Source organism: Pseudomonas sp. ITEM 17296, from assembly GCF_028895205.1.
GTDB lineage: Bacteria > Pseudomonadota > Gammaproteobacteria > Pseudomonadales > Pseudomonadaceae > Aquipseudomonas > Aquipseudomonas kermanshahensis.
Map to the genome: position 1 here is coordinate 88436 of NZ_WJRS01000007.1, position 19986 is coordinate 108421.

Annotated in this window: 23 protein-coding genes; all 23 read right to left on the bottom strand. The window is 62.2% G+C overall.

Annotated features, from left to right (window positions below; all coding sequences use genetic code 11):
- Window positions 1–114 precede the first annotated feature (114 nt).
- Window positions 115–702 (bottom strand): phage tail assembly protein, encoded by a 588-nt coding sequence (locus tag GIB19_RS10730; protein ID WP_274885470.1) that lies wholly within the window; start codon window positions 700–702, stop codon window positions 115–117.
- 11 nt (window positions 703–713) lie between these two features.
- Window positions 714–1223 carry a phage major tail tube protein gene (locus GIB19_RS10735; RefSeq protein ID WP_274885471.1) on the bottom strand — a complete coding sequence of 170 codons (510 nt, stop codon included), beginning with the start codon at window positions 1221–1223 and terminating at the stop codon, window positions 714–716.
- Between the two features lie 12 nt (window positions 1224–1235).
- Window positions 1236–2396 carry a phage tail sheath family protein gene (locus tag GIB19_RS10740; protein WP_274885472.1) on the bottom strand — a complete coding sequence of 387 codons (1161 nt, stop codon included), beginning with the start codon at window positions 2394–2396 and terminating at the stop codon, window positions 1236–1238.
- 71 nt (window positions 2397–2467) lie between these two features.
- Window positions 2468–4042, bottom strand: a complete 1575-nt coding sequence (locus GIB19_RS10745) for a phage tail protein (RefSeq protein WP_274885473.1) — start codon at window positions 4040–4042, stop codon at window positions 2468–2470.
- A gap of 50 nt (window positions 4043–4092) precedes the next feature.
- Window positions 4093–6933, bottom strand: a complete 2841-nt coding sequence (locus tag GIB19_RS10750; RefSeq protein WP_274885475.1) for a phage tail protein — start codon at window positions 6931–6933, stop codon at window positions 4093–4095.
- Window positions 6923–7441, bottom strand: a complete 519-nt coding sequence (locus GIB19_RS10755) for a hypothetical protein (protein WP_274885476.1) — start codon at window positions 7439–7441, stop codon at window positions 6923–6925. Before GIB19_RS10755 ends, GIB19_RS10750 begins: the two co-directional genes overlap by 11 nt.
- The gene (locus GIB19_RS10760; RefSeq protein WP_274885477.1) at window positions 7438–8076 is read right to left on the bottom strand and encodes a phage tail protein I; all 639 of its coding nucleotides are present in this window, start codon (window positions 8074–8076) and stop codon (window positions 7438–7440) included. Before GIB19_RS10760 ends, GIB19_RS10755 begins: the two co-directional genes overlap by 4 nt.
- The gene (locus GIB19_RS10765) at window positions 8069–8959 is read right to left on the bottom strand and encodes a baseplate assembly protein (protein ID WP_274885478.1); all 891 of its coding nucleotides are present in this window, start codon (window positions 8957–8959) and stop codon (window positions 8069–8071) included. The genes GIB19_RS10760 and GIB19_RS10765 overlap by 8 nt, the downstream gene beginning before the upstream one ends.
- Window positions 8956–9282 (bottom strand): GPW/gp25 family protein, encoded by a 327-nt coding sequence (locus GIB19_RS10770; RefSeq protein WP_274885479.1) that lies wholly within the window; start codon window positions 9280–9282, stop codon window positions 8956–8958. The genes GIB19_RS10765 and GIB19_RS10770 overlap by 4 nt, the downstream gene beginning before the upstream one ends.
- Before the next feature lie 6 nt (window positions 9283–9288).
- Complete coding sequence (locus tag GIB19_RS10775) at window positions 9289–9510, bottom strand: hypothetical protein (RefSeq protein WP_274885480.1); 222 nt, start codon at window positions 9508–9510, stop codon at window positions 9289–9291.
- Window positions 9511–9595: 85 nt separating this feature from the next.
- The gene (locus tag GIB19_RS10780) at window positions 9596–10162 is read right to left on the bottom strand and encodes a phage baseplate assembly protein V (protein WP_274885482.1); all 567 of its coding nucleotides are present in this window, start codon (window positions 10160–10162) and stop codon (window positions 9596–9598) included.
- A complete protein-coding gene (locus GIB19_RS10785) occupies window positions 10143–10688 on the bottom strand; it encodes a hypothetical protein (RefSeq protein ID WP_274885484.1) in 546 nt (181 codons plus the stop codon). Before GIB19_RS10785 ends, GIB19_RS10780 begins: the two co-directional genes overlap by 20 nt.
- A complete protein-coding gene (locus GIB19_RS10790) occupies window positions 10681–11343 on the bottom strand; it encodes a hypothetical protein (protein WP_274885485.1) in 663 nt (220 codons plus the stop codon). The genes GIB19_RS10785 and GIB19_RS10790 overlap by 8 nt, the downstream gene beginning before the upstream one ends.
- A complete protein-coding gene (locus GIB19_RS10795; protein ID WP_274885486.1) occupies window positions 11340–11654 on the bottom strand; it encodes a head-tail joining protein in 315 nt (104 codons plus the stop codon). Before GIB19_RS10795 ends, GIB19_RS10790 begins: the two co-directional genes overlap by 4 nt.
- A 2-nt stretch (window positions 11655–11656) precedes the next feature.
- On the bottom strand, window positions 11657–12652 hold the full coding sequence (locus GIB19_RS10800; RefSeq protein ID WP_039613466.1) for a major capsid protein: 996 nt from the start codon (window positions 12650–12652) through the stop codon (window positions 11657–11659).
- A 60-nt stretch (window positions 12653–12712) separates the two neighbouring features.
- Entirely contained in the window at window positions 12713–13060 is a 348-nt protein-coding gene (locus GIB19_RS10805) for a head decoration protein (protein ID WP_085274133.1), read from the bottom strand.
- Window positions 13057–14214 (bottom strand): head maturation protease, ClpP-related, encoded by a 1158-nt coding sequence (locus tag GIB19_RS10810; protein ID WP_274885487.1) that lies wholly within the window; start codon window positions 14212–14214, stop codon window positions 13057–13059. The genes GIB19_RS10805 and GIB19_RS10810 overlap by 4 nt, the downstream gene beginning before the upstream one ends.
- Window positions 14211–15701, bottom strand: coding sequence for a phage portal protein (locus GIB19_RS10815; RefSeq protein ID WP_274885488.1), 1491 nt, complete (start codon window positions 15699–15701; stop codon window positions 14211–14213). Before GIB19_RS10815 ends, GIB19_RS10810 begins: the two co-directional genes overlap by 4 nt.
- Complete coding sequence (locus GIB19_RS10820) at window positions 15698–15904, bottom strand: phage head-tail joining protein (RefSeq protein ID WP_274885489.1); 207 nt, start codon at window positions 15902–15904, stop codon at window positions 15698–15700. The genes GIB19_RS10815 and GIB19_RS10820 overlap by 4 nt, the downstream gene beginning before the upstream one ends.
- A 1-nt stretch (window position 15905) precedes the next feature.
- A complete protein-coding gene (locus GIB19_RS10825; RefSeq protein WP_274885490.1) occupies window positions 15906–17942 on the bottom strand; it encodes a phage terminase large subunit family protein in 2037 nt (678 codons plus the stop codon).
- Window positions 17943–17946: 4 nt separating this feature from the next.
- Entirely contained in the window at window positions 17947–18528 is a 582-nt protein-coding gene (locus tag GIB19_RS10830; RefSeq protein WP_274885491.1) for a terminase small subunit, read from the bottom strand.
- A gap of 160 nt (window positions 18529–18688) precedes the next feature.
- Window positions 18689–19036, bottom strand: a complete 348-nt coding sequence (locus GIB19_RS10835; RefSeq protein WP_274885492.1) for a phage holin family protein — start codon at window positions 19034–19036, stop codon at window positions 18689–18691.
- Window positions 19037–19239: 203 nt separating this feature from the next.
- Window positions 19240–19791, bottom strand: coding sequence for a hypothetical protein (locus GIB19_RS10840; RefSeq protein WP_274885493.1), 552 nt, complete (start codon window positions 19789–19791; stop codon window positions 19240–19242).
- Window positions 19792–19986 lie beyond the last annotated feature (195 nt).

A 19986-nucleotide genomic window follows, 5' to 3' on the forward strand; every position in this document is an offset into this window, starting at 1 on the left:
CAATCAGAGAGCCACCAGACCATGCGAGCGAATGGCATTTGCTCGAGCTCGCCGGGCGAGAACCCCAGTTCCCGCGCCAGGCGCTTGGCAAGCGACTTTTGGAATCCGGGGGTGTTAAACCCCGTCTTGGTGGACCAGGCGAAAGTAGGCAGCGCGCACCCGGTTGTAATCGCGGATGGTCAGCGAATGCAGCTCGGTCGGCGTGGTTTCGGTCAGGCGCTGGAACAGCAGCGTTTCCAGCTTGCTGTTGTCGTCGCCCGCTTCGGCTTCCACCTCGCGGCTCAGGCGGATCGAAGGCGAATGCATGGTCAGGCGGTCGACCTTTACCCCTTCGCGCACGATAGGCGCCGCCAGGCGCACCACCGCATGCTCCAGGGTCAGCTTGAGCCAGGCGGGATTCTCGCCGCTGTCATCGCCCAGCAGCTCCTTGTAAGCCCGCTGCAAGCGCTTGTAGTCGCGCACCTGCAGGGCCGTCAGCTGATCCTCGGTCAGCTCGCACAGCGACCCCAGCATGAGCAGTTCGCGCTGTTCGTCGTTGTCCCCGACCTGCAGGCCCACCATGAGGTCTTCGCTCACGGTAGGGCTGCGCATGGTCAGCGCCTGCCGCGCCTCCCCGTAAACGTCCAGGGGAACGCTCAGGGACACCACGGCGCGGCCGTCCTCGATGTTGAGCCAGCTTGGAATAGGATTGGAAATGGACATGTTCAGGCTCCTTAAATGGCGAGGTCAGCGCGAACGCCGGCCAGTTGGTCGACACCGTCGATAACGCGGATGCAGTTCACAGGATCGATTTCGTAAATGAGGCGGCCGCCGACCTCCAACTTGTAGTAGCGCACCGCGATGCTGTGCTTCATTTCCGCTTTCTCGCCCGGCTTCCAGTCCCCCGGATCGACTTCCTTGAGCGCGCCGCGCAAGGTGGCGACCACCGCCTTGGTGGCACCGCCCTGCCCCTTGAAACTACCCCGGAACACGCAGTTGAAACCGGTCTGGTCGAAGTCACCGAAATACTTGAGGGTTTCCCGGCGCATGCCGTTGGAGGTGAAGCTGGCTTCCAGCTTCTCAAGCCCCATATCCATCTCAATCGGCGCGTCCATGCCGCCGCCGCGATATTCGTCGGTCTTGACCGTGAGCTTGGGCAGGGTCAGCGACGGCACATCGCCCTGCAGGCTGACACCGCCCACCGAGGCATTCATGTTGAAGAGTACTTCTGGAATAACAGCCATTGCGCGCGCTCCTTAGGCTACGTCGAGAACTTGGGTCAGGTATTCATCGGTCACCTCGATTTCAAAAATCGGGTTCTCGGCAGGCGGCACATCGGTGAAGCGAATCACCCAAATGATTTTGCCCTGGGCCAGCTGGCTGGCGGTGTTGCGCTCGGTGTCGGCGTAAACCTCGAAGTCGATCACCGCCCCGGCGGCCTTGAGGTCGCGCATGAACGCCTGCACCGTCTCGGTCACATCCTTGACATAGCTTTTGGTAATGCCGAGGTCGACGGCCCATTTCATGCCGGCCCGCACGGCCGCCATCACCATGTCGACGGTGCGCACCCGCGTGACGAATGCCCACTTGCTATCGGTCGACAGCGTGCGGTTACCCCACAGGCGATAGCCGCCGTCGCGAATGATGGTGGTGACATTGGCGTTGTTGAGCAGGTTGGCCCGGCAGGTCGGATCGTTGTCCAGGTACTCGACGGCCCGCACGGTGCCGGTAACGTTCTTGATTTCCTTGTTGGACGGCGAAGCCCAGAAACCGATATTGGCGTCGGTCTGCGCGAACAGGCCCGCCGCCACTGGCGTGGCGGCCAGGTCCTCGTCGCCGTTACTGGTAACGCTCCACTTTTTGACGCCGGGGTCGACCATGTACAGCCGCTTGCTGCCAAACCCGGTGGCGTAGGCAATAGCCGCCTCGTCAGTGGTACCCGGCCCGTCGATCAGGCCCAGGGCCTCCAACTTGTCCGCCAGGGTGTCCATGGCGGTGGCCACCGCCTTGGTGGCCGAGTGCTTGGGTGCCAGCAGCAGCCGTGGGTGCTGGTTGAACAGGCTTTTGGCATCGAGCAAGGCCTGCAGGCCGCTGCGCTTGCCATCGGCCGCCACACCGCCAATCACGGCACTGGTGATGCTGGCCGGCGTGCCGGCGGACGTAACACCCACCGCGATGATCACGGCCTTGGCCTGGTCGAGGATCTGCAGGCAGGCTTTGGTCAGCGGCGACGCGACACCAAACGCCGCCACGGCCTCGCGGTCGCTGACGATCTGCACCGGCGTGTTGGGCTCAGCCAGGCCGACCCCTGGGGTATAAACGTCGACGATGCCGATCACCGACGACGAGGGCACGCTGATGGTGCGCGCTCCGGAAGTGACCAGCGAAGTGGTCACGCCATGGAAAAAGTTAGGCATAAATGCTCCCCATAGAAACGAAAAAACCGCCAAAGGGCGGTCGTGTTGAACAGCTTGAAATGTGATGAGCGTTAGCCCGCTCGGAAGCCGATGGCGAACCAGTACAGCGCGAAGTCCTGTACCGAATTCGCCCACTCGCCAATCATGATGTTGAAACTTTGTCCTGTGGTTTTGCCCTCCATGATCGCCGGGGTCAGCGTTGCTGCCGGCACCCCTGGGTTGCTCTTGTGGTAGATCACCGGAATGACAATGAACGGCGCCGCCGAGAACCCACCCGAGTGGAATCCCACCTGGTACTCGGTGAACTGGCTGGGCAAGTCACCCACGTTCAAGCGTCCCCACTGGGCCATAAAGCCGTTGTCGGTGTCCCAGTAGAAACCGTTCTGAGCCCCTGAGAACTGCGAGCGAACGGCCGCGTTCAGCGCGTTACGCGCACCGTCAGGCGTGTTGCCCCCGGTACCGCCTCGGTGGACAGGCAGAATGCCGCTGACCAGTTTGCTAACGTCCATGCCCGCCAGGCTCAGGGCAATCGACAGATTCTGTGAACCGTCAAATACCCCCTGCCCGGTCACCTCGCCGGTGAAACCTACCGCGCGCGCCGTCTGCAGCCTGGTCGCGCTGCCGGCGTTGCCCGTGGTCGGCCGGCTCAGCGTGCCGGTGGTGATCTTGGCGGCGTCCAGGCTGGGGATATCGGCAGCCGTCAGCGCCGCACCCTCCAGCACCAGACCCTTGGCGCTGACCCGCACCTTGGGATAGGTACCAGCCCGCACCCCCGTGCTCTCCAGACTGAGGGCAATCGCCACATCCTGAGCGCCATCGAACTGGCCCTGACCGCCCACATCACCGGTGAAGGTGAACACACGCGCCGCCTGCAGCTTGGTCGCGCTGCCGGCGTTGCCCGTGGTCGGCCGGCTAAGCGTGCCGGTGGTGATCTTGGCGGCGTCCAGGCTGGGGATATCGGCAGCTGTCAGCGCCGCCCCCTCCAGCACCAGACCCTTGGCACTGACTCGCACCTTGGAATAGGTACCGGCCAGCACCCCCGAGTTGGCCAGGGTGACATTGATCGCCGCGTCACCGGCGCCGTTGAACTTGGCCGAGCCGCTGGCATCGCCCTTGAGCGAAATGGTGCGCTCGGTGGCCAGTGCGCGGGCCGTGGCGGCCTCGCCCTGGCTGATGGCTTCCTGCACCACCGCCAGGGTGGCGGTCACCGTGTTGGGGTCCTGCAGGATCTGCACATTGGCGGTGCTGCTGACCTGAATCAGCAGGCGGATCACCTGGGTGCGCCCGCTGCCCTGCTCCTGCAGCGGCTTGTAGGTCGCCGGGTAGCTGGCCACCGCAACCAGCACGCCGGTGTCGTCGTACAGGCCGACCTCACGCACCCACCAGCCGCCAACCTCCGGCAGCAGGATGCCCTCGGCCACAATCACCGGCTTGCCGCTCTCCACCGAAAGGCGGTTGAGGTTGACCCGGAAAACCTCGTGAATCAGCTTCTTCTGCAGCTTGGAAGGCAGCGGCGTACTGCCGTTGCCATCCCCTACCGCCATGCGGTTGATCTTGAGGGTGGTCTTGGTGGCGATGGCTTTCGCCAGCGCAGCCGCGCCCGCGTCAGTCAGCATGGCGACGTAAATCGCGTCTGTATCTGCCATTGGTTCGCTCTTGAAGTAAGGGGCCTGCCCTCGCGGCAGGCCGTGAAGCGCTAAGCGGGCACAGGCCCGCCGTAGATGTTGGCCCCGACGCCCAAGGTCCGGTACTGGATGTACAAGCCCAGCCCGCGCAGGATTTCCCCGGCCCAAAAGCCAAAGAACATGCCGTTATCGGTCCCCAGGCGCGGGTCGGGGGTCCAGCTGCCGTTCATGGCATGACCAGGAATGGGCGTTACCGTGTAGTACGCCTGCAGCTCGTCCATGCACGCCTCGATCAGCACATCAAGGTCAGCCACCTGACTGCCGGCCATCGCCGCCAGGCAAGCACCGGCCAGCCACAGCCCGGTCATGTGCCCGGTGAAGTCATCCTCCACCGGCTTGGGCACGCTGTTGGTCGGGAAGTCGGTCGGCAAGATGCCCTTGGAGTCCTTGACGAACCTCACCAGCCAGCGCAGCCAGTTCTCGGCGTAGGCGACCAGCTTGGGCGGCACGGGCTTGCCCCGGTGCACCAGCTCGTACCAGGCCCTGCAGGCGCCCATCATCGCCCGGGGCTGGTAGCCGGCCCAGGCATTGCCATCGCCCCAGTGGTACTGGGTCCAGGTGTCGGCCGGGCCGTAGCGGTAGTTATCCCAGCGGTTCCAGATGTACGCTGCTGCACCAGGTCCGAGGACGCCGAATTTCTGCTGGTACCACTGCTGCGAGTCGTACAGGAAATCGATCATGTTCCCCAGCTCGACGCTGTACGTCTCCGGGTCCAGGCAAAAGATCAGTGGGTACTGATAGCCGGGATAGGGCATGCCGTGCCATGCGCCGATTTGCTCGCTGCCGTCCGAGTAGATATTGGAAAACGGAATCACCCCAGGGCTGTAGGCCAACGAGTCATTGCGATAGCCGATCACCGTGCAATCGCCCACCAGGCCGCGAAATGGCTGCTGACCGTTGAGGGTCAGCCGGTACAGCATCGTGTAGCCGTCGACCCCGTCGTACAGGTCGGGCAGCTCGTTGATGCAGTAATACTCAAACGTCAGGTTCGTGTCGGCATCGTTGTCCAGCAGAATGTCCATTTCCGCCAGCTCGCCGTAGTTCGGTGCTGACGGGTTCGGCCGGCCGGCCGCGTTGGGCTGATAGCCTGACAGCGTGCCGTCCTGGGGGCGGATCTGCACAGTAGAAAACGCGCCATCGGTGGCCGGTAGCATCCACCACCATCGCCAGCCGTCCTTGTCCTGAATACGGACGTTGAAATTGCCGTTCGCCCGGTAGGTAATGCTTTTAAGCGGCGCCTTTTTGGTCGGCTGCAGGTAGTTGCCGATCACATACCACCCGCCATTGCCGCCACCAGGGAAGAACGAGCGCACCACGTTGCCCGCCCGGCCGGGAAAGATCACCGGCACATGCCGCTCTTGCGACGTAATGTCAGCCGAGTGCACCACCGCGCGCAGGTCCGCCATGATGAACTCGGACCCATCATCCTTGGCCACCCGGTAGAACTGCGACAGCGGGATATCGTGCTGCAGTACCTGCCAGCTGGAGGTCGATTCCGGCAGCATGTAGCAGTAACGGGTGCCGGTATTTTCGACTTTCTCCGGGGCAATCGTGACCTCGACCTTGGCAGTCAGCGCGCCGTTAGCCCGGTCGACCCCACCGAAGCTGGTCCGCACCTTGGAATCCTTGCCGACGCGGAACCATACCGATTGTTGCTCGATGGACACCTGGGCGCCTACATCGGTCTGCAGCGTGATGTAGCCCTGCGAGTCGCGGCCGTACTCCCGCTTTGCCTCGCTGGGGTAGGCGAACTCGTAAGAAATGCCGTCTGTAAAAGGCGTGGCGGCCACTGTGCTTTGCCGGAAAAACCGGTCCGTCGAGTCGATCAGGGTGTATTCATGCGCCGTATACAGGCAGGCATCCATGGCTTTCTGAAAGCGTTCCTCGCCGGTAATACGCCACAACAGATAACAGGCGTCCATGTACCACAGCTCGCCGTCTGCAGCGTTGCCCATCTGGTTGACCCCGCCCAGCAGCGGCACATGCAACGGGCGGTTGTGTTGCACCGCGTTGCGCGGGATCAGGTAGCCGCCATGCTCGACCGGTTGCCGGGTGGCGTAGTTGAACAGGTGGGTACCGTTTAGGCTGGTGTCCTTGAGTTGCACCCGGCCGATATCGGCGCCGGTATGCCCTTCTGATAGCACCTTGCCGTCGACGGTGATTTTCTGGCCGGTGTGGGCAATGATCCAATCCACCTCATACACCGTGCCGTCCTTGTCCCAGTCGGTCGAGCCGTCTTCGCGAAGCGCTCGCACGCCGGCATTGATCGCCCCCCAGGCCAACGCACCGTCAAAGGCAAACGTCGCCTTGTCCAGGTACTCGCCCCAGTGCGGCGCACCATGCGGAATCGACAGGGCGCCATTGGTGAAGGCGAACGGCACGCCCTTAAAGCCGCTGTGCGTCGGCTCGACGGGGTCCACCGGCCAGTTGGCCAGCACCGGCTCCTTTGAATTGATGATCCAGTTACAGATACGCCGCTGCGGCGTGTCAGGGATCGGCTGGCCGGCATAGAAATACTTCTCGTAGGCCTCCCAGTGCCATATGGCGGCCTCCAGATAGCGCGGGTCCTGGGTGGCCAGGTAGGCATGGGCATAGCCCAGCACATGCAGCGCCTGGCCCTCGGTGGTACCGTCGCCGTTGGGCTGGTACTCCATCTGCGAATGGGCGATGAAATGCCGGTTGTTCGACAGCACGCCCTGGTTGTTCTGCACATAGTGCTGCACCGTCGCGTCGACGGTGTCGCCGGTGTTGTTGCGCAGAAAGCGGTGATGACCCTCGATCAGGCTGATGGCATTGGCCAGCCCCGTGCGCTGGCTGACCGGGCGCCGGCTGTTGAGCGGATTAAGAAACATCGAGCCACCCCCCGTCATAGAAACCGGACCAGCGCACCCCGTCCCACAGGAACGTCAACAGGTCGGCCGAGCCCTTTTCGAACGACAGCACCGGCGGGCGGTTGGCCGGCCAGCGGACGTTGTTCGGGAACGTCACCCGGTTGGCTCCGGTACCCTGCTGCAGGCGCACCGAGAAAGACCAGGTATAGCCCGGCGGCACTGCCGAGTTGGTGAAGGTCAGCGCGCACTGCGGCTTGTCTAGCGTCACATCGAAAAAGGACACCCCGGCGGTATACGCCACATCCAGCGCCAAGGCGCTGCCAGCGGCGGCAATAGCCTTGCGGCGCGGCAGTAGCAGCCCGCCGGTCAGGTCGGTGATCATCTTGGCCAGCGCCAAGTAGGTCGGAGACGGCCCCGAAGCCGTCTCAACCGTGGCGTCAGCCGCGCCATGCACAATGTCATGGGCCGTCTGTGCGGCGGCTTCCATCAAGGCGATGGCGGCCGCCTGGCGGTCGGATAGTTCGCTCATGGCTTTTCCAGTAATTCAGGCATTCGGTGGTTCGCGAAGTAATGCAGGTCATTGGCCAGCATCATCAGCTCCAGGTCCGCAAAGGCCTCGGCCTGCAGGTCGGCCGATAGAATCTCGGTTTCGTCACCCGAGGACACGGCAGCGCCCATGTAGAACTGGCCGTTGGGGCTGTAAGTGATGCTCAAACCGACCAGGTGCCGACTGACCGGCTTGGTCGACAGAATCATGCGCTCTAGTTCGGCAATCCCACGGTCACTAAGGCCGGTATTCAGCAGCGCCAGGCTCAGGCTAAACGTGCCGGGCGGCCCCATGGGGGTTAGGTCGAACCACTCGACAATGTCGATAATGTCGGCAAACGGCGAAATGACCTGGCGCAGCGAGGCGATGGTGCCTTTGCGCTGGTGGACCTCGAACGAGTCGCGCACTGTCTTGCGTTTGATTTCCTCGGACCATGCCGGGTCCCAGCGGTCCACGCTGCGCTCAATTGCCAGCCACGGCAGCATCTCGGCCGGGCAGGTTTCTGGCCGCTTCATCGAACGCAGCACGTTGGCCAGGTCGGCCGGCTCCAGCCCCACCTGCGCCAGGGCATCCTCCAGCGCGGTGCGGTTGATCGGCAGCAGGCTGGTGTCACTCATCGGTACCACCCATCACGACGCTGGAGCCGATGCAGTTGGATGCCTGGTGGTCCTCGATCACATAGTCTGCAGCGGGCTTGACCAGCTCCACCCGCTGCACCCGCGACACATGCAGCGCGGCATGGATGGCCGAACGGCGAATGTCCCGGCCCAGCCGACGCTGCGCATTGATATAGGTATCCAAGGAGGTCTTGGCCTGCGCCAAGGCCAGCTCGTTTTCGGCGCCAGGGAACATGTACAGCACCGCCTCAATCTCGTAGTTGACCAGCTCGGCAGACTTCACCAGCACCCGGTCGCCTACTGGCCGGATATTCTCAGGGGTCAGCGCCTTGGCTACCTTGTCGAGCAAGTCCTGGGTGGCCACCCCGCCATTGACCCGGTTAAGGACACTGACCAGCACGGTGGCCGGCGACGGGCTGCTGGCTTTAACGTCAGCCACCCGCCCATCAGAAGACCGTGCATGGAACTCATACGCGCCGGCCGGCCCAGCCACCGCCATGCCCTCGAAGGCCAGCAGGGTGCGCTCGGCCAGCGATTCGTCGCTTTCCAGCTGCTCGGTCACCGGCGGAACTGCGCTCAGGTCCTCCGCGACGATCACCAGGCGCTTGACGTTGTAGTTGGCGGCCAACTGGTCGAGGTCGGCGCCCTGGGCAAAGGCAATGAACTGCGACTTGGCCGCGTCGTTGATACGGGCACGGGTCATCACCTTTTCATAGGCGGCTCGCTCCAGCAGCTTGACCACCGGATCAGAAAGCAACGTGGCATTCCAGCTGTTGCCCATTAGCCCGCGAAAGCCCGTCAACCCTTCCTGATAAAACGTCTCAAAGTCCAGTTCCTCGATCACCGTAGGCGCCGGCAGGCTGGCCAGGTCGATGGTGCTCATATGCTTACCTCAAGGTTCACGCCGTCCTCGGAATAGGTGCCAGTGATGCGAAAGCCGATCTGGCCACCCACCGCAGAAACCACCTGCACGCTCTGCAGGACCAGGCGTGGCTCCCAGCGCTGCAGCGCTCGCGCGGCCTCGGCCTGTACGGCGCTTTTCCAGCCCGCGTTAACCGGCTGGTCGACAAACCGGCGTAGTTTGCTGCCGTACTCCGGCCGCATCAGCCGCGACCCAACCGGCGTAGTCAGAATGTCCACGATGGACTGCCGCAAGTGCTCGACCCCGGACAGCACGGCGCCGGTGTGGCGGTCCATTCCGATCATGGGGAATTACTCCTGCACGCGCTGGAAATCCGGGTGCTCATCGAAAGTGGTCAGCGCTTCGTCGTCCGAGGCCGGCACGCGCACCTCGAAATTGACCACATCGAATTGGGCGCCTCCGGGGGTGAAAATGGAGCGAGAGCGGAACGCCACGTCTCGGTACAACACTCGTTGGGGGTCGACGGCCACAGGGGCCTCCGGAGAGGTCGAAGCCGCTTTTGGGGTCGCCATGGGTTCCTCCAGGCATGAAAAAGCCCGCGCGCAGCGGGCTGGTGGTTATCAGGGCTGCGGCGCATGAGCGCCCGCCCGCTATGAATCAGTGCTTGTGGTTGGCGGTGTTGCCGGCCGTGTCGATGACTCGGGCGTCACCGTAGATATCGCCTGTTACGCGTAACGCGCCCTGAATCAACATCGGCCCAATGAAACGCAGCATGGGCGCCATCGCTTCAATGGCCGATTCCGTTACGGTAACGACCGAGCCGCCCACTTTGATATCTACCTGGCCGGCTGGCAGCTCGATGCTGTAGCGCTTGGCTTGCCAGTCATAGGTAAGCGAACCGCCGTCCTCGAACAGCCAGCGCTGGACATGGTCGCGGTCATCCGGCGCCGGCGCAGGCCCGCTGTATAGCCCAGGCAGGAATGTACCCTGGCTTACATCGCCGCTGGTACTGATCAACACCCCCTGCTCATGCATGCCAGGGGCAAGCCAGTGCCGCGCACCAGGGGCGGCCCCCAAGGTATGCCAGCGCACCCAGGCGCTGGTCCATTCGCCGTCCGAAACCCGGCACACCGGCGGATCGGCGGCGAGGTCAAGCGCGACGACCCGGCATTTGCGAATCATGCCGGCGATCATTCGGTCATGCTCAGCCAGCGGGTAGCTCATCCGTAATCCTCCCAATCTCGACATAACCTTGGGAAAGCGGTCCCACATCTGCAGTAGTGCCGGCAGCGGCCGGGCCGAGCTCAGTGGGCCACGGCCACTCCTCTTCCCCGAGATAGATGAGCTGAGTCCACTCGACGACCCAGACCGCGAAGGTATCCAGCTCGGGGCGGCTCCAGTCACGCTCTGCACGCACAAAGTCAGCAAAGCCGATAGGGAGCCCCCACGATTGCCCACGAAGTAGAACCGCAAGCTGCGCGGCAACGAAGGCAGCAACGTGGAGGCAGTTTTTCTCCTCTACCGGAACAATTGCACGGGCCTCAAAACGCGCCTCCACGGCGGTCTCGCCAGTCCCCGGATCCATATCCACATGGTCGAATCCGGCTAGTTCGAGTACAACGGCTGGAGGTGGAACTACCTCAATCCCGTCAGGCATGGTACCGACGTAGGCCAGCCCTGGAATGGCGTCTTTGATATGTTGCTCGATAGCGGCATATAACTGCTCAAGAGGTATTGGATCATCATCCATTGCCTAATCTCCGTAGATACTTCAACAGCTCGAAGTTCAGCTCCTGCTCCATCACCACAAGCAACCGCTGATGTGCCTTGCTCGTCCATGACTCGAAATGCGGCCTCACCTCTTCCAGCGAAATCTTCGCCTTAGCCAATGGAAATCGGCTGCTGTTCTCACCGACCCACCCTGAACTCCCACCGCCTCTAGCAGAGACTTCACTGGTGGGATAATCATCAGCGTTGAAGTGCTTACTGGCAGTACGGATCCAGATATCCGGCTTACTGCCATACACAGTCCGGAAAAAAGCCCCCTGATACGAACGTCCGGCTACGGACACACCTGAGCGGGATTGTCGAGGGCGGCCTGCTCGACTGGCTTCAATGGGATTCAAACCGAACCAGAGTTTGCCTTGGCCATTGCTGCCCACTGGGTAAGCTCTCAAGCGCTGACGGACCGCCGTAACCGCGATTCGCTCTTGTTGGCTCACCGATCTGGCAATGTGCGTGCGCAACCAGCGGATGGTTTTATTGATTGCCCGTCGTTCAGCCGCCTTGATGGCTTTCGGCATCAAGGCTGCGAACTTAGCGAAGTTTGAAGACTGCTGTGCGTTCGCCTGCAGCGTAATGAGACCCGAACTAGACGACTGTTTCTGGTAACTGCCTACACTCATGCCGTTTTCCTCAGCACCAGGGTTACAAGCCCGTCGCCACCAGGCTCAATTCGGGCGATGGTGAAATTCCCACCACCGTCCTCGGGCGGCAGATCGATCATCACGCTCTGCCGCGTATCGACACCCGCGGTGTCACCAACGCGGATGACCAGGTGCGGCTCACGCAGGCCGGTATTAATCTGGCCAAGCTTGGGCTGCAGCCACGGTGCCGAGAACATCCCGAGAACCTCGCGACCGTCGATATGCGCAAGATCGCCGAGGACATCGAATACCACCTCGTCCAGATCATCGACCAGGTCGCGGAAGGCCATGATCAAGCGGTCAGGCGGATGACTGCACGGGGACGCGTGCAGATGTGCAACGGGTTGGACTGAGCTTCACCCGCAACACCCTTACCGAAGGGCATCTCCTCCAGCTTGCTGTAATATGGCAGGCCTTCGGTGTTGACGGTTTCCATGTAGTCTGCCGGCGCATAGACCGACAGGAACAGTTCAGAAACCCCCTCTGGCACCAAGCGCGCTTCATCGTCAGGAACGAATGGAACACCCGCTACCTTGCCCCGGTAACGCTCCCAGCTGATACCACCGAACTCGAACGTTTCACGCCCGTCGCCACGAAGCGCTGCGGCCTGCTGGCTACCCTTGTAGGTATCAACAACCGATGAGTGGGCAATGAGTTTCTTCCAGAAGGTCTTGCCGCAGAAAGCGCGGGCGCCGGTGGTCGTCACGTTGCCGAGAGCATCTTCTTGCATGTCAAGGGCGTCCACGCACTGCACCTGAATGTTGGCGTTCGGGTCATTCAGCCCCATCGACTGCTTCTGCTGCGACACCCCGAAAACCTTGTATATGTCCAGCAGCACTGAGGAGCCGTCTGCGTCGAGCACCTTGCCGTTGATGGCCCCCATCCGATGAAACTCGTGAGTGGCATCCAGTTGGCGTTTCGCCTTGGCCAGACGCTTGTTGACCACATCCTGTACGGCCTGCAGCTCCGTCAGCGTGCCGAACGCGCGAATACCCTGGATCTCGTCCGCCTTGATCGCAAAGCGCTGAGGCAGGTGAACGGTATTGAACGGGATCAGCGTGCGCTTGCTACCACCCACCACCAGGCCAGACGTGCCGCGCTCCCCCGCCGGCACCAGAGCGAGCGTGTCACCGTCTTTCTCGATCTGTACGGTAAGGGTGGCGACACCCTCCTCCTGGAACAGGCCAAGAGCCGCAAGGCGTCCTGGTACGTACTCCTGCTCGTTGATAGCAGCGGTCAGGGCTGCAACGCCGAAAGCGTCGTCTTGGAAAATGGCAATCTCAGCCATGAGGTACTCCAAAAAGTAAGAACCCCGCTCAGGGCGGGGTTGGGGTGAAAGAGAGTCGGGTCAGCGCAGGATGATGAAATGCGCTGCCAATGCCTGTTCCGCATCGGCGTCTATGCCGGTCAGCAGGGCTTCACTGACCTCGGCCAGCCGCACCACCGCGCGGCCGCGCCGAACGGTTTCGGATTCGCCGAGAGAGGCATAGAGAACACATACAGCTTTTTCGCTGCCATCTTCTGCTGAGGGGTCGTAGGCAGTGAATTCGCTGCTGGCCGTTACCAGACCAAGCACTTGGCCAGCTACCATTCCAGGACCGGCAGCGACATTGATGGCTTCGCGAGAGATCTTTCCCGGCCCCTCGGAAAGCAGGAACTCACCGGTGTGAACCGGCTCCTGGCGGATATTACTCATGGTCGTGCTCCTTTATTGGCGGCCTGCCGGCGGGCAGCCCAGATGCTGGATGGATTGGGTAACTGCGCCTTGACCTTTTCTGGCTCGTCATCGGCCGGCGGCAGGCTGTTGTCGATCTCAAAACCCTTGCCGGAGCTGACCAGCTTCTCGAACAGCCGAGCCCGCACCGCATCCGGCTCCAAGCCAGCCTGCACAAATTCAACGGTAAGTTCCGGCAGCCGAGCAGCTACGCAGAGATCGCGGACCCCCTTCGCACGCGTCAAAGCAGCCTGCACCGTGGCCTTGTCGGCCAGTTTGGTGGAAGCGATCAACGGCTCGACCAAGTTGCTGATTCCCGCCTTGGCGCAGTCCTGAGCGATCATCAAGGCCAGCGCAGTAGAGTCGCCAGGGTCAGCCGCTGGCGGGTCAGGCGGTGTTGCCGGCTGGCCGCTCGCTGCCTCCGGCAGGTCGGCCAATTGATCAAGCAGCGCCTTGGGTGTCTGACGGTAGCGCTGCATCGCCGCGCCCTGGCCAAGGCACGCCTTGACCTCGACCCCGTTGCCCACTTCGTCAGCCAGGCCCAGCGCGAGGGCTTCCTGCGCAGTCAACCAGGTTTCATCGTTGACCATACGGCGCAGCTCGGCATCGTCGATGCCCGGCGCCTTGGCCTTGTATGCCGCGATGATCGCCTCGAAGGTTTGGTCGAGGACGTCAGCCACCCGGCGCAAGTCCTCGGCATCACCGCTGGTCCAGGTCCACGGGTTGTGCACCATCAGCATCGCATTCGAAGCCATCACCAGGCGGTGGGCGCCGCACGCAGCGACGCTTCCAGCGCTGGCCGCCAGAGCATCAACACGCGCGGTGCAGCGCTCACCCAACCGGTTTAGCGCGTTGTGAATAGCTAACCCATCGAACAGATCGCCACCGATAGTGTTGAAGGCCACCACCACCGGTGAAGCGCCGTCATCGATCGCTTTCAGGTCCTGAATGAACTCGTTCGCGGTGATGCCCCAGCCCCCGATCTCACCGTAGATGTAGATCTCGATGGGAGTGGTATCGGCCTTGGCATCGCCCTGCCCCTCAGCCGCCGCGCTGATCTTGTACCAATGCTGGTCTTCGATCTGCTGCACCGAGGGCGCCTTGTTAAAGATGCGAAACGGCATCAGCTTTTTCATTTCTTCCCCTTGTCGCCGGACTCATCAGGGTCATCCTCGACGGCCGGCAAGCTGCTGTAGTTGAGGCCCAAAGCCTTCGCCCGGGCGATATCGGCGGCGTTCTCTTCGTCGACCACCTCCGCATCCGTACCGTTACGCAGGCACACCTCACTGCGCGATGCGAAGCCTGCAGCGATCTCCATGCTGCGCGACTGAACATCCTGCACCGGATGGATGTAAGCCCAGCCCTGCGGTACCCAACGTGTACGGTGGTACTCACGGCGGCGCTGTGCGTAGTCAGGTAGGTCGAGCGCACCGGCGAGCACAGCCATGTCCATCCAGGCTTTGCGTACCGGCCGACAAAGTTGATGGACGTACACCTGGAACTGGAGTTGCTCCAAGCGTCGACGGAACTCGGTCAGTACCACCCGGATCGCTCGGTCGTTCACGCCTTGCATGTCGCCAGTCATGAGTTCGTAAGGCAACCCCGAGCCAGCGGCAGCGGCCATCAGCTGCTGCCGCATGAAGTCGGGGTAGTTGTTGCCGGCGTCCGGCGGGTCCGAGAACTCGACCTGCTCACCAGGCAGCAGCTCCTGCATCGTGCCGGGCTCTAGCCCTACCATCGGGGTGAATCCGTCCCGGTCGTATCTGACCGGCGCCCCGGTAAGCGGGTCGAGTTGCGGCGGGCCGTCCGGGGCTGGCTTGCGAACGAAGCCGGCAAATAGGTTGGCGACCTCTTGCCGGAACAACACCGCGTCGTCGAAGTTGTCCAGGCTACGCAGACGCTTCAAGACCGGTGCCAAGCGCGGTACTCCGCGCAGTTGCCCGGGTTCCAAGGGCTCAAACACATGCAGCATCTGCTCAGCCGGAATCCGCACCAGCTGGTTGTAGCCCACATTGAGAGAGGACTTGTCGCTGGGATGGTTGCGGTAGCACCAATACGCCACGCGCCGGCCCAGGGTGTTGAACTCGATGCCGGCCCTAATGACGTTGCCGAAACGGGTGACTTCGAACTTGTCATGGGGGACAAACTCTGGCGATAGGCACTGCAGCTGCAGCGGTACCGCGTAGCCGTCCTCCAGCCGGCGCGGACGCAGACGAATGAAGCACTCGCCCGACTGCTCTACCGTACGGGCCACCAGCGCCTGCAGGCCATAGAAGTCGGTGAGCTGATCGGCATCAGCCTCATCAACCCAGTCCTCCCACAGCTCTTGCATCACCTTGCGGACAGCCTTGTCGAGCAGCCGCGGGTGCGGCGTGATGCCGGTACCGATCAGGTTGCTGACGCGCTTGTCGATGACATTGGCAGCATAAGGGTCATTGCGCACCGCGCTGCGGGAGCGGGAGCGCAGGTTACGCAAAGCCGGCATGATCAAGCTGTTCACGCCGGTGTCAGGCGCATCCCATCCTGATGAGCGCCGTCCCTCGGCGGCGCCTTCGTAGCTGGCCTTGATTCGCTCGGGCACCAAAATGCCCGAACGACCGAGGGACAGGTAGCGTCCGCTCACAGCCCCTTGCCCCCGTGGTAGACGCGGGTCACCCGCGAGCGGGGGCCTGCGGCAGCGGTCAACTCAGTGCGGATCAGGTCACGAGCCTTGATCAGCTCGTCGACCGTCCGGTATTCAACGGTGCGGTCGGTGTACCGGACGGTCTTTTCACCACGCGCAATCGCCCGTTCGACAGCGTCGAGGTGTGCCTTTGTGTATGCCATGTCAGCGTCTCTTGAGATAGCCGCTGCTGGAGCTGCGGCGTTGCATGGGTTGGAGTGCGGCTCGTGGAGCCGGCGGTGGTGGCGGAACATTGCGCTTGACCGGAGCAGGTACAGAAGCCGGCGAATCGATCTCGTCGTCCTGGTCGTCGTCTGGCTCGCTGGCCTCGGGCCGGGCTGGCTCCGCTTCGTTTTGCTCGAACAAGTTGGCCTGCGCTAGCGCCTGCCTCAGCTTGTCCCAGTCCTGTTCTCCATAGCGGTGCAGGCCGAGGAAGTTGGCCATGGCCAAGTTGTAAACCATCAGGTCCAGCGCCTCGTTGCGGTCGGCCTTGCCCTTGACCCACTCAATCCGCTTATAGCCCTTCACGTAGCGGGCGACCTTTCGCTCGGCCACGCACTGCTGGAAGAACTCGTCGGGTAGGTCCTTGGCGAAATGCAACGCACCAGGACCTTTCTCAAAGCTGTAGCGGTTGTAGATCCAATCCTTGGCAGTATCGGTACCGACGATCCAAAGCTCCGCACCATTGCGCTCGGTTTGGCCTTTCCAGGTGACATCCACCTGCGACGGCCGCTGGGCGATTACGGGCCGCCCCGGCTTGCTTGCGCCCTTAAGCGCGAACACGTTGCGCCAACGGCGGACACGGGTGAACTGGTAGACCTCGTGGGTGTGGTGACCGCCGGAGTCAATGCCTGTAGCCAGGATGCCGAGCCTCACGCCGCAGGGGTGCCGGTACCGGACTTTCAGCCGCTCGTCCAACAGTGACCAAGTACGCTCGTCGGCCGGGTCGCCGGGGATTACCTGGTGATCGACCACCCAGCGTTCCATGCCAGTCCCCCAAGCCATCACCATCAGCTCCAGGCGATTGGCCTGGACATCGACGGAGGCCGTCAAGGCAAGCGCCCCCACGGGCAAGGTTCCAAGAACGTAGTCCTCTTGCATCGCACGGGCCTGAAGTACCTCGGCCTTGGTTTGCTCGACTGCACTGTCCCAGACCTCTGCCAAACGGGTGTTGTAGAACACCTGCATCGGCTCCAAGTCGCCGCGATCCTGGGCGCGCTTTGCCCCCTCGAACTCGCGGGCCAGCATGGTCCAGGAATGCCACCCCAGAGGCGCATAGAGCGCATTGAGGTGGAAGCTCACTGTCTCGCCGTCCCCCTGAGCATGGGCTCGCCACTCACCCTTGGCCAACATCTCTGCCTTGTGATGCTCATCGATCAGCACATCACACTCAGTTCCTTCGCACTGGTAATGCACCGTGCTGAAGTCTTCGGAGTAAAGCAGGCGCTCCCACTTCAAGATCTGCATATGCCCACAGGTTGGACATGGTACGTAGTAGTGCCTCTGATCCCCCATCATGAAGAGGTCATCGATCCGCGAGGCCCCCTTGATGAGCGGGGAACTGGAGAAATAGAACTTTGCGTTACGGCCGAAGGTACTGCCGCGCGCTTCGGCCAGCTTGATGCCATCGCCCTCTTGGTCTACGTCAACGTCCCAGCGGTCGACTTCATCGCCGTAGATGTACCGCGCCGACAGCTCAGACAGGTTCGCCGCCGAGCCAGCGGTGGTGGCGTACAACGTGCCACCCTCGAACTCTTTGGTGTCCATGGTGTTGCGGGCATCCCTGGAGCGGTTAGCTGCCACGCGCGCCTTGAGTTCGGGCGTTGCGTCGATTGTCTTGCCGATCCGGGACGACACGCGCTTGGCCAGCCCCAGGCTGGGCAGCAGTGTCAGGATGTTGGATGGGGCCATGTGAATCAGGGCGCCGATCCAGTTCAGGGCGATCTGCGTTTTCATCAGCTGCGAGGCGACCTTGGTCACCACCCGTTTACACGGGTGCGCGGGAGAAAGGCAGCGCATTGGTTCACGTGCGTAGGGTGTGCGCGCGGTGCGGTATTTGCCAGGTTCGGCGGCGCCGGTGTCACGCGGGATCCGCATGTACTCGTCCGCCCATTCATCAACCCATAGTTCAGGGTCAGGCGTCAGCCCTCGGCAATACGCTTCGCGGTACACCTCGGCACCGTCTGCGTATCCGGTGGGCATAGGCTCAGCTCTTTGTGATGGCTAGGTTGAGGTCGGCATCGCTCATCTTACTGACCTCGGTTAGAACGCGGCGGAAGGCGCTCGCGAGATGCTTTTCGATCTCCCACGGATCACTCATACCGACCAGCTCGGCGGCGAGCTGCGGGGCGAGCCCAAATAACTGGTCGCGCAGCATCCGGCCTGCCGTGTAGGCAGCATCTTCCACCGCTTTTCGCTCGACCAGATTGCCTTGAACTTTGTTGAACTCAGCCTCGGCCAACTGGGCGAGGTAGTACTCGCGGTGCGCCTTCGCCTTCTGGAAATTGTGAGCCCCGCCAGGTGCTGGATCCGGCTGCAACACCGCTAGTGGGCCGAGGCCGGGCTGGAGCTGGCTTCGGACATCCCGCTCAACGCGGTTTTCTTCATGTCGGGCAGCCACAGCTGCCTTGCTCGGATCGGCGGACTCAGTCAGCAGCAGCTCAGTGGCTTCGACGTCGACCTTGCCGTCGTCGGTCAGCACCAGCCGTTCCTGCTTGGTCAGTTTAGAGACATAGGATTTCGACCATCCGTGACGGGCAGCGAACTCCGATTTCGTCAGGTACGTCATGTCGAAAAGTCCAGTTCACCCAATGAATTCAGGGGGTTAACCAGTTCACCGCAGTTCACTAAGCTGGTGAACCTCCCGCTAACAAAAAGCCGCGGGTTTCCTGTCCCGTACCCCGGCCATATCGCCAGGGTCCCCCGGCCCGCCGGGGCTGCCGGTCGGGTCACTGTCCCGGCTCGCCGGCCCGGGGCGGCGCCTGCTCCAGCCCAAGGCGCTTCGCGGCCCAACGCATGTAGAGGTTGATAGCAACATCGGCGCCGGCCATCGCAGCCAAGCAACCAACCGCTGCTGCCGCCCATACCGAAGCGCCCAGGGCGTACAGCAGCATGTTGGTCGAAAGACCGCAGGTCACGCAGGCACCAGAGCGCAACGCCAATCGGCGAATCAGCCCCCAACCGCGAGCACCCGCCATGTCTGCCCGCCACATCTCTCCCGAAACACCGCCGACCAGGGACAGCACGATCACCATCCAGATCGGCAGTTCGGCTAACGTTTGTTGCTCGCTGTTCATATAAGCCTCATTGGCAAAGCACGGCGCCGGAAAAAGAAAACCCCGCCGGCTGGCAGGGTTCCGATGCTCCGACAGGTCGGAGCGGGTTGCACAGCACAGTGCTTGTGGGGGAAGCGCCTAAGCGCACTTTTGATATCGTGACGCCTTTGTACATGCCACCGGAAAAACCGAAAAGTGCCTATTTACGGTTATCCGCTTCGGCGCTACTTCGGCGCATCTTCGGCGCACACTCGGCGCATAGTTACCCGACGAACGGTTTGTTGCCTGACTCGGCCAGCGCGAGCAGCCAGGATGGCAAACACCTGAAGGTGCAGGGCCTTTACCCAGTTCCGGTAGGTGCGATCAGCATCCTCAGCCAGCCCGACTTCGCGCATTTGTATCCGCACCGTTGTGCCAAAGAGGTATCGATGGTGAGCCAGCTTGGCCAACGTGGCCCCCCGCGCGTCTCGCCGCTCCAACTGGGCCACTGCCGCGTCAACTTCAGCCGCGGCGTGGTCGAGACCTGCACCCGAGACCAAGATGCGCGAACCTGACGAGCCGCCGCGTGGCGCTGAGCCCTTCCATTCCATGATGGTGCCCATCTGGCTACCCAAGCTGGCCTCCAGCCCAAGCTGAGAACGCTGCTCCCCCCAATGCTTCATTAGCTCGCCAACCAGATGCAGGCGCTCGGCCTGGTCGATGAGCGCCGCCATATCCATGCGATGCAGTGCGAGGTCCACCTGCTGCTGTAGGCGCAAACCTTGGTCATTGCTCATCGGCAGCCTCCAGATCACTACCCAACACACATTTAGTCAAACCCAACACAAACCCAACACACTCGAAAGCCAATGAACTCAATGGATTAAGCGAATATGAGTCGAGTGTGTTGGGTGTGTTGGGTTTATCGAGGCTCGCATAGGGATTTTTCTCACCTTCGGAATCACTGTTAAAAAAAGCGCGCCTGCGCGCGC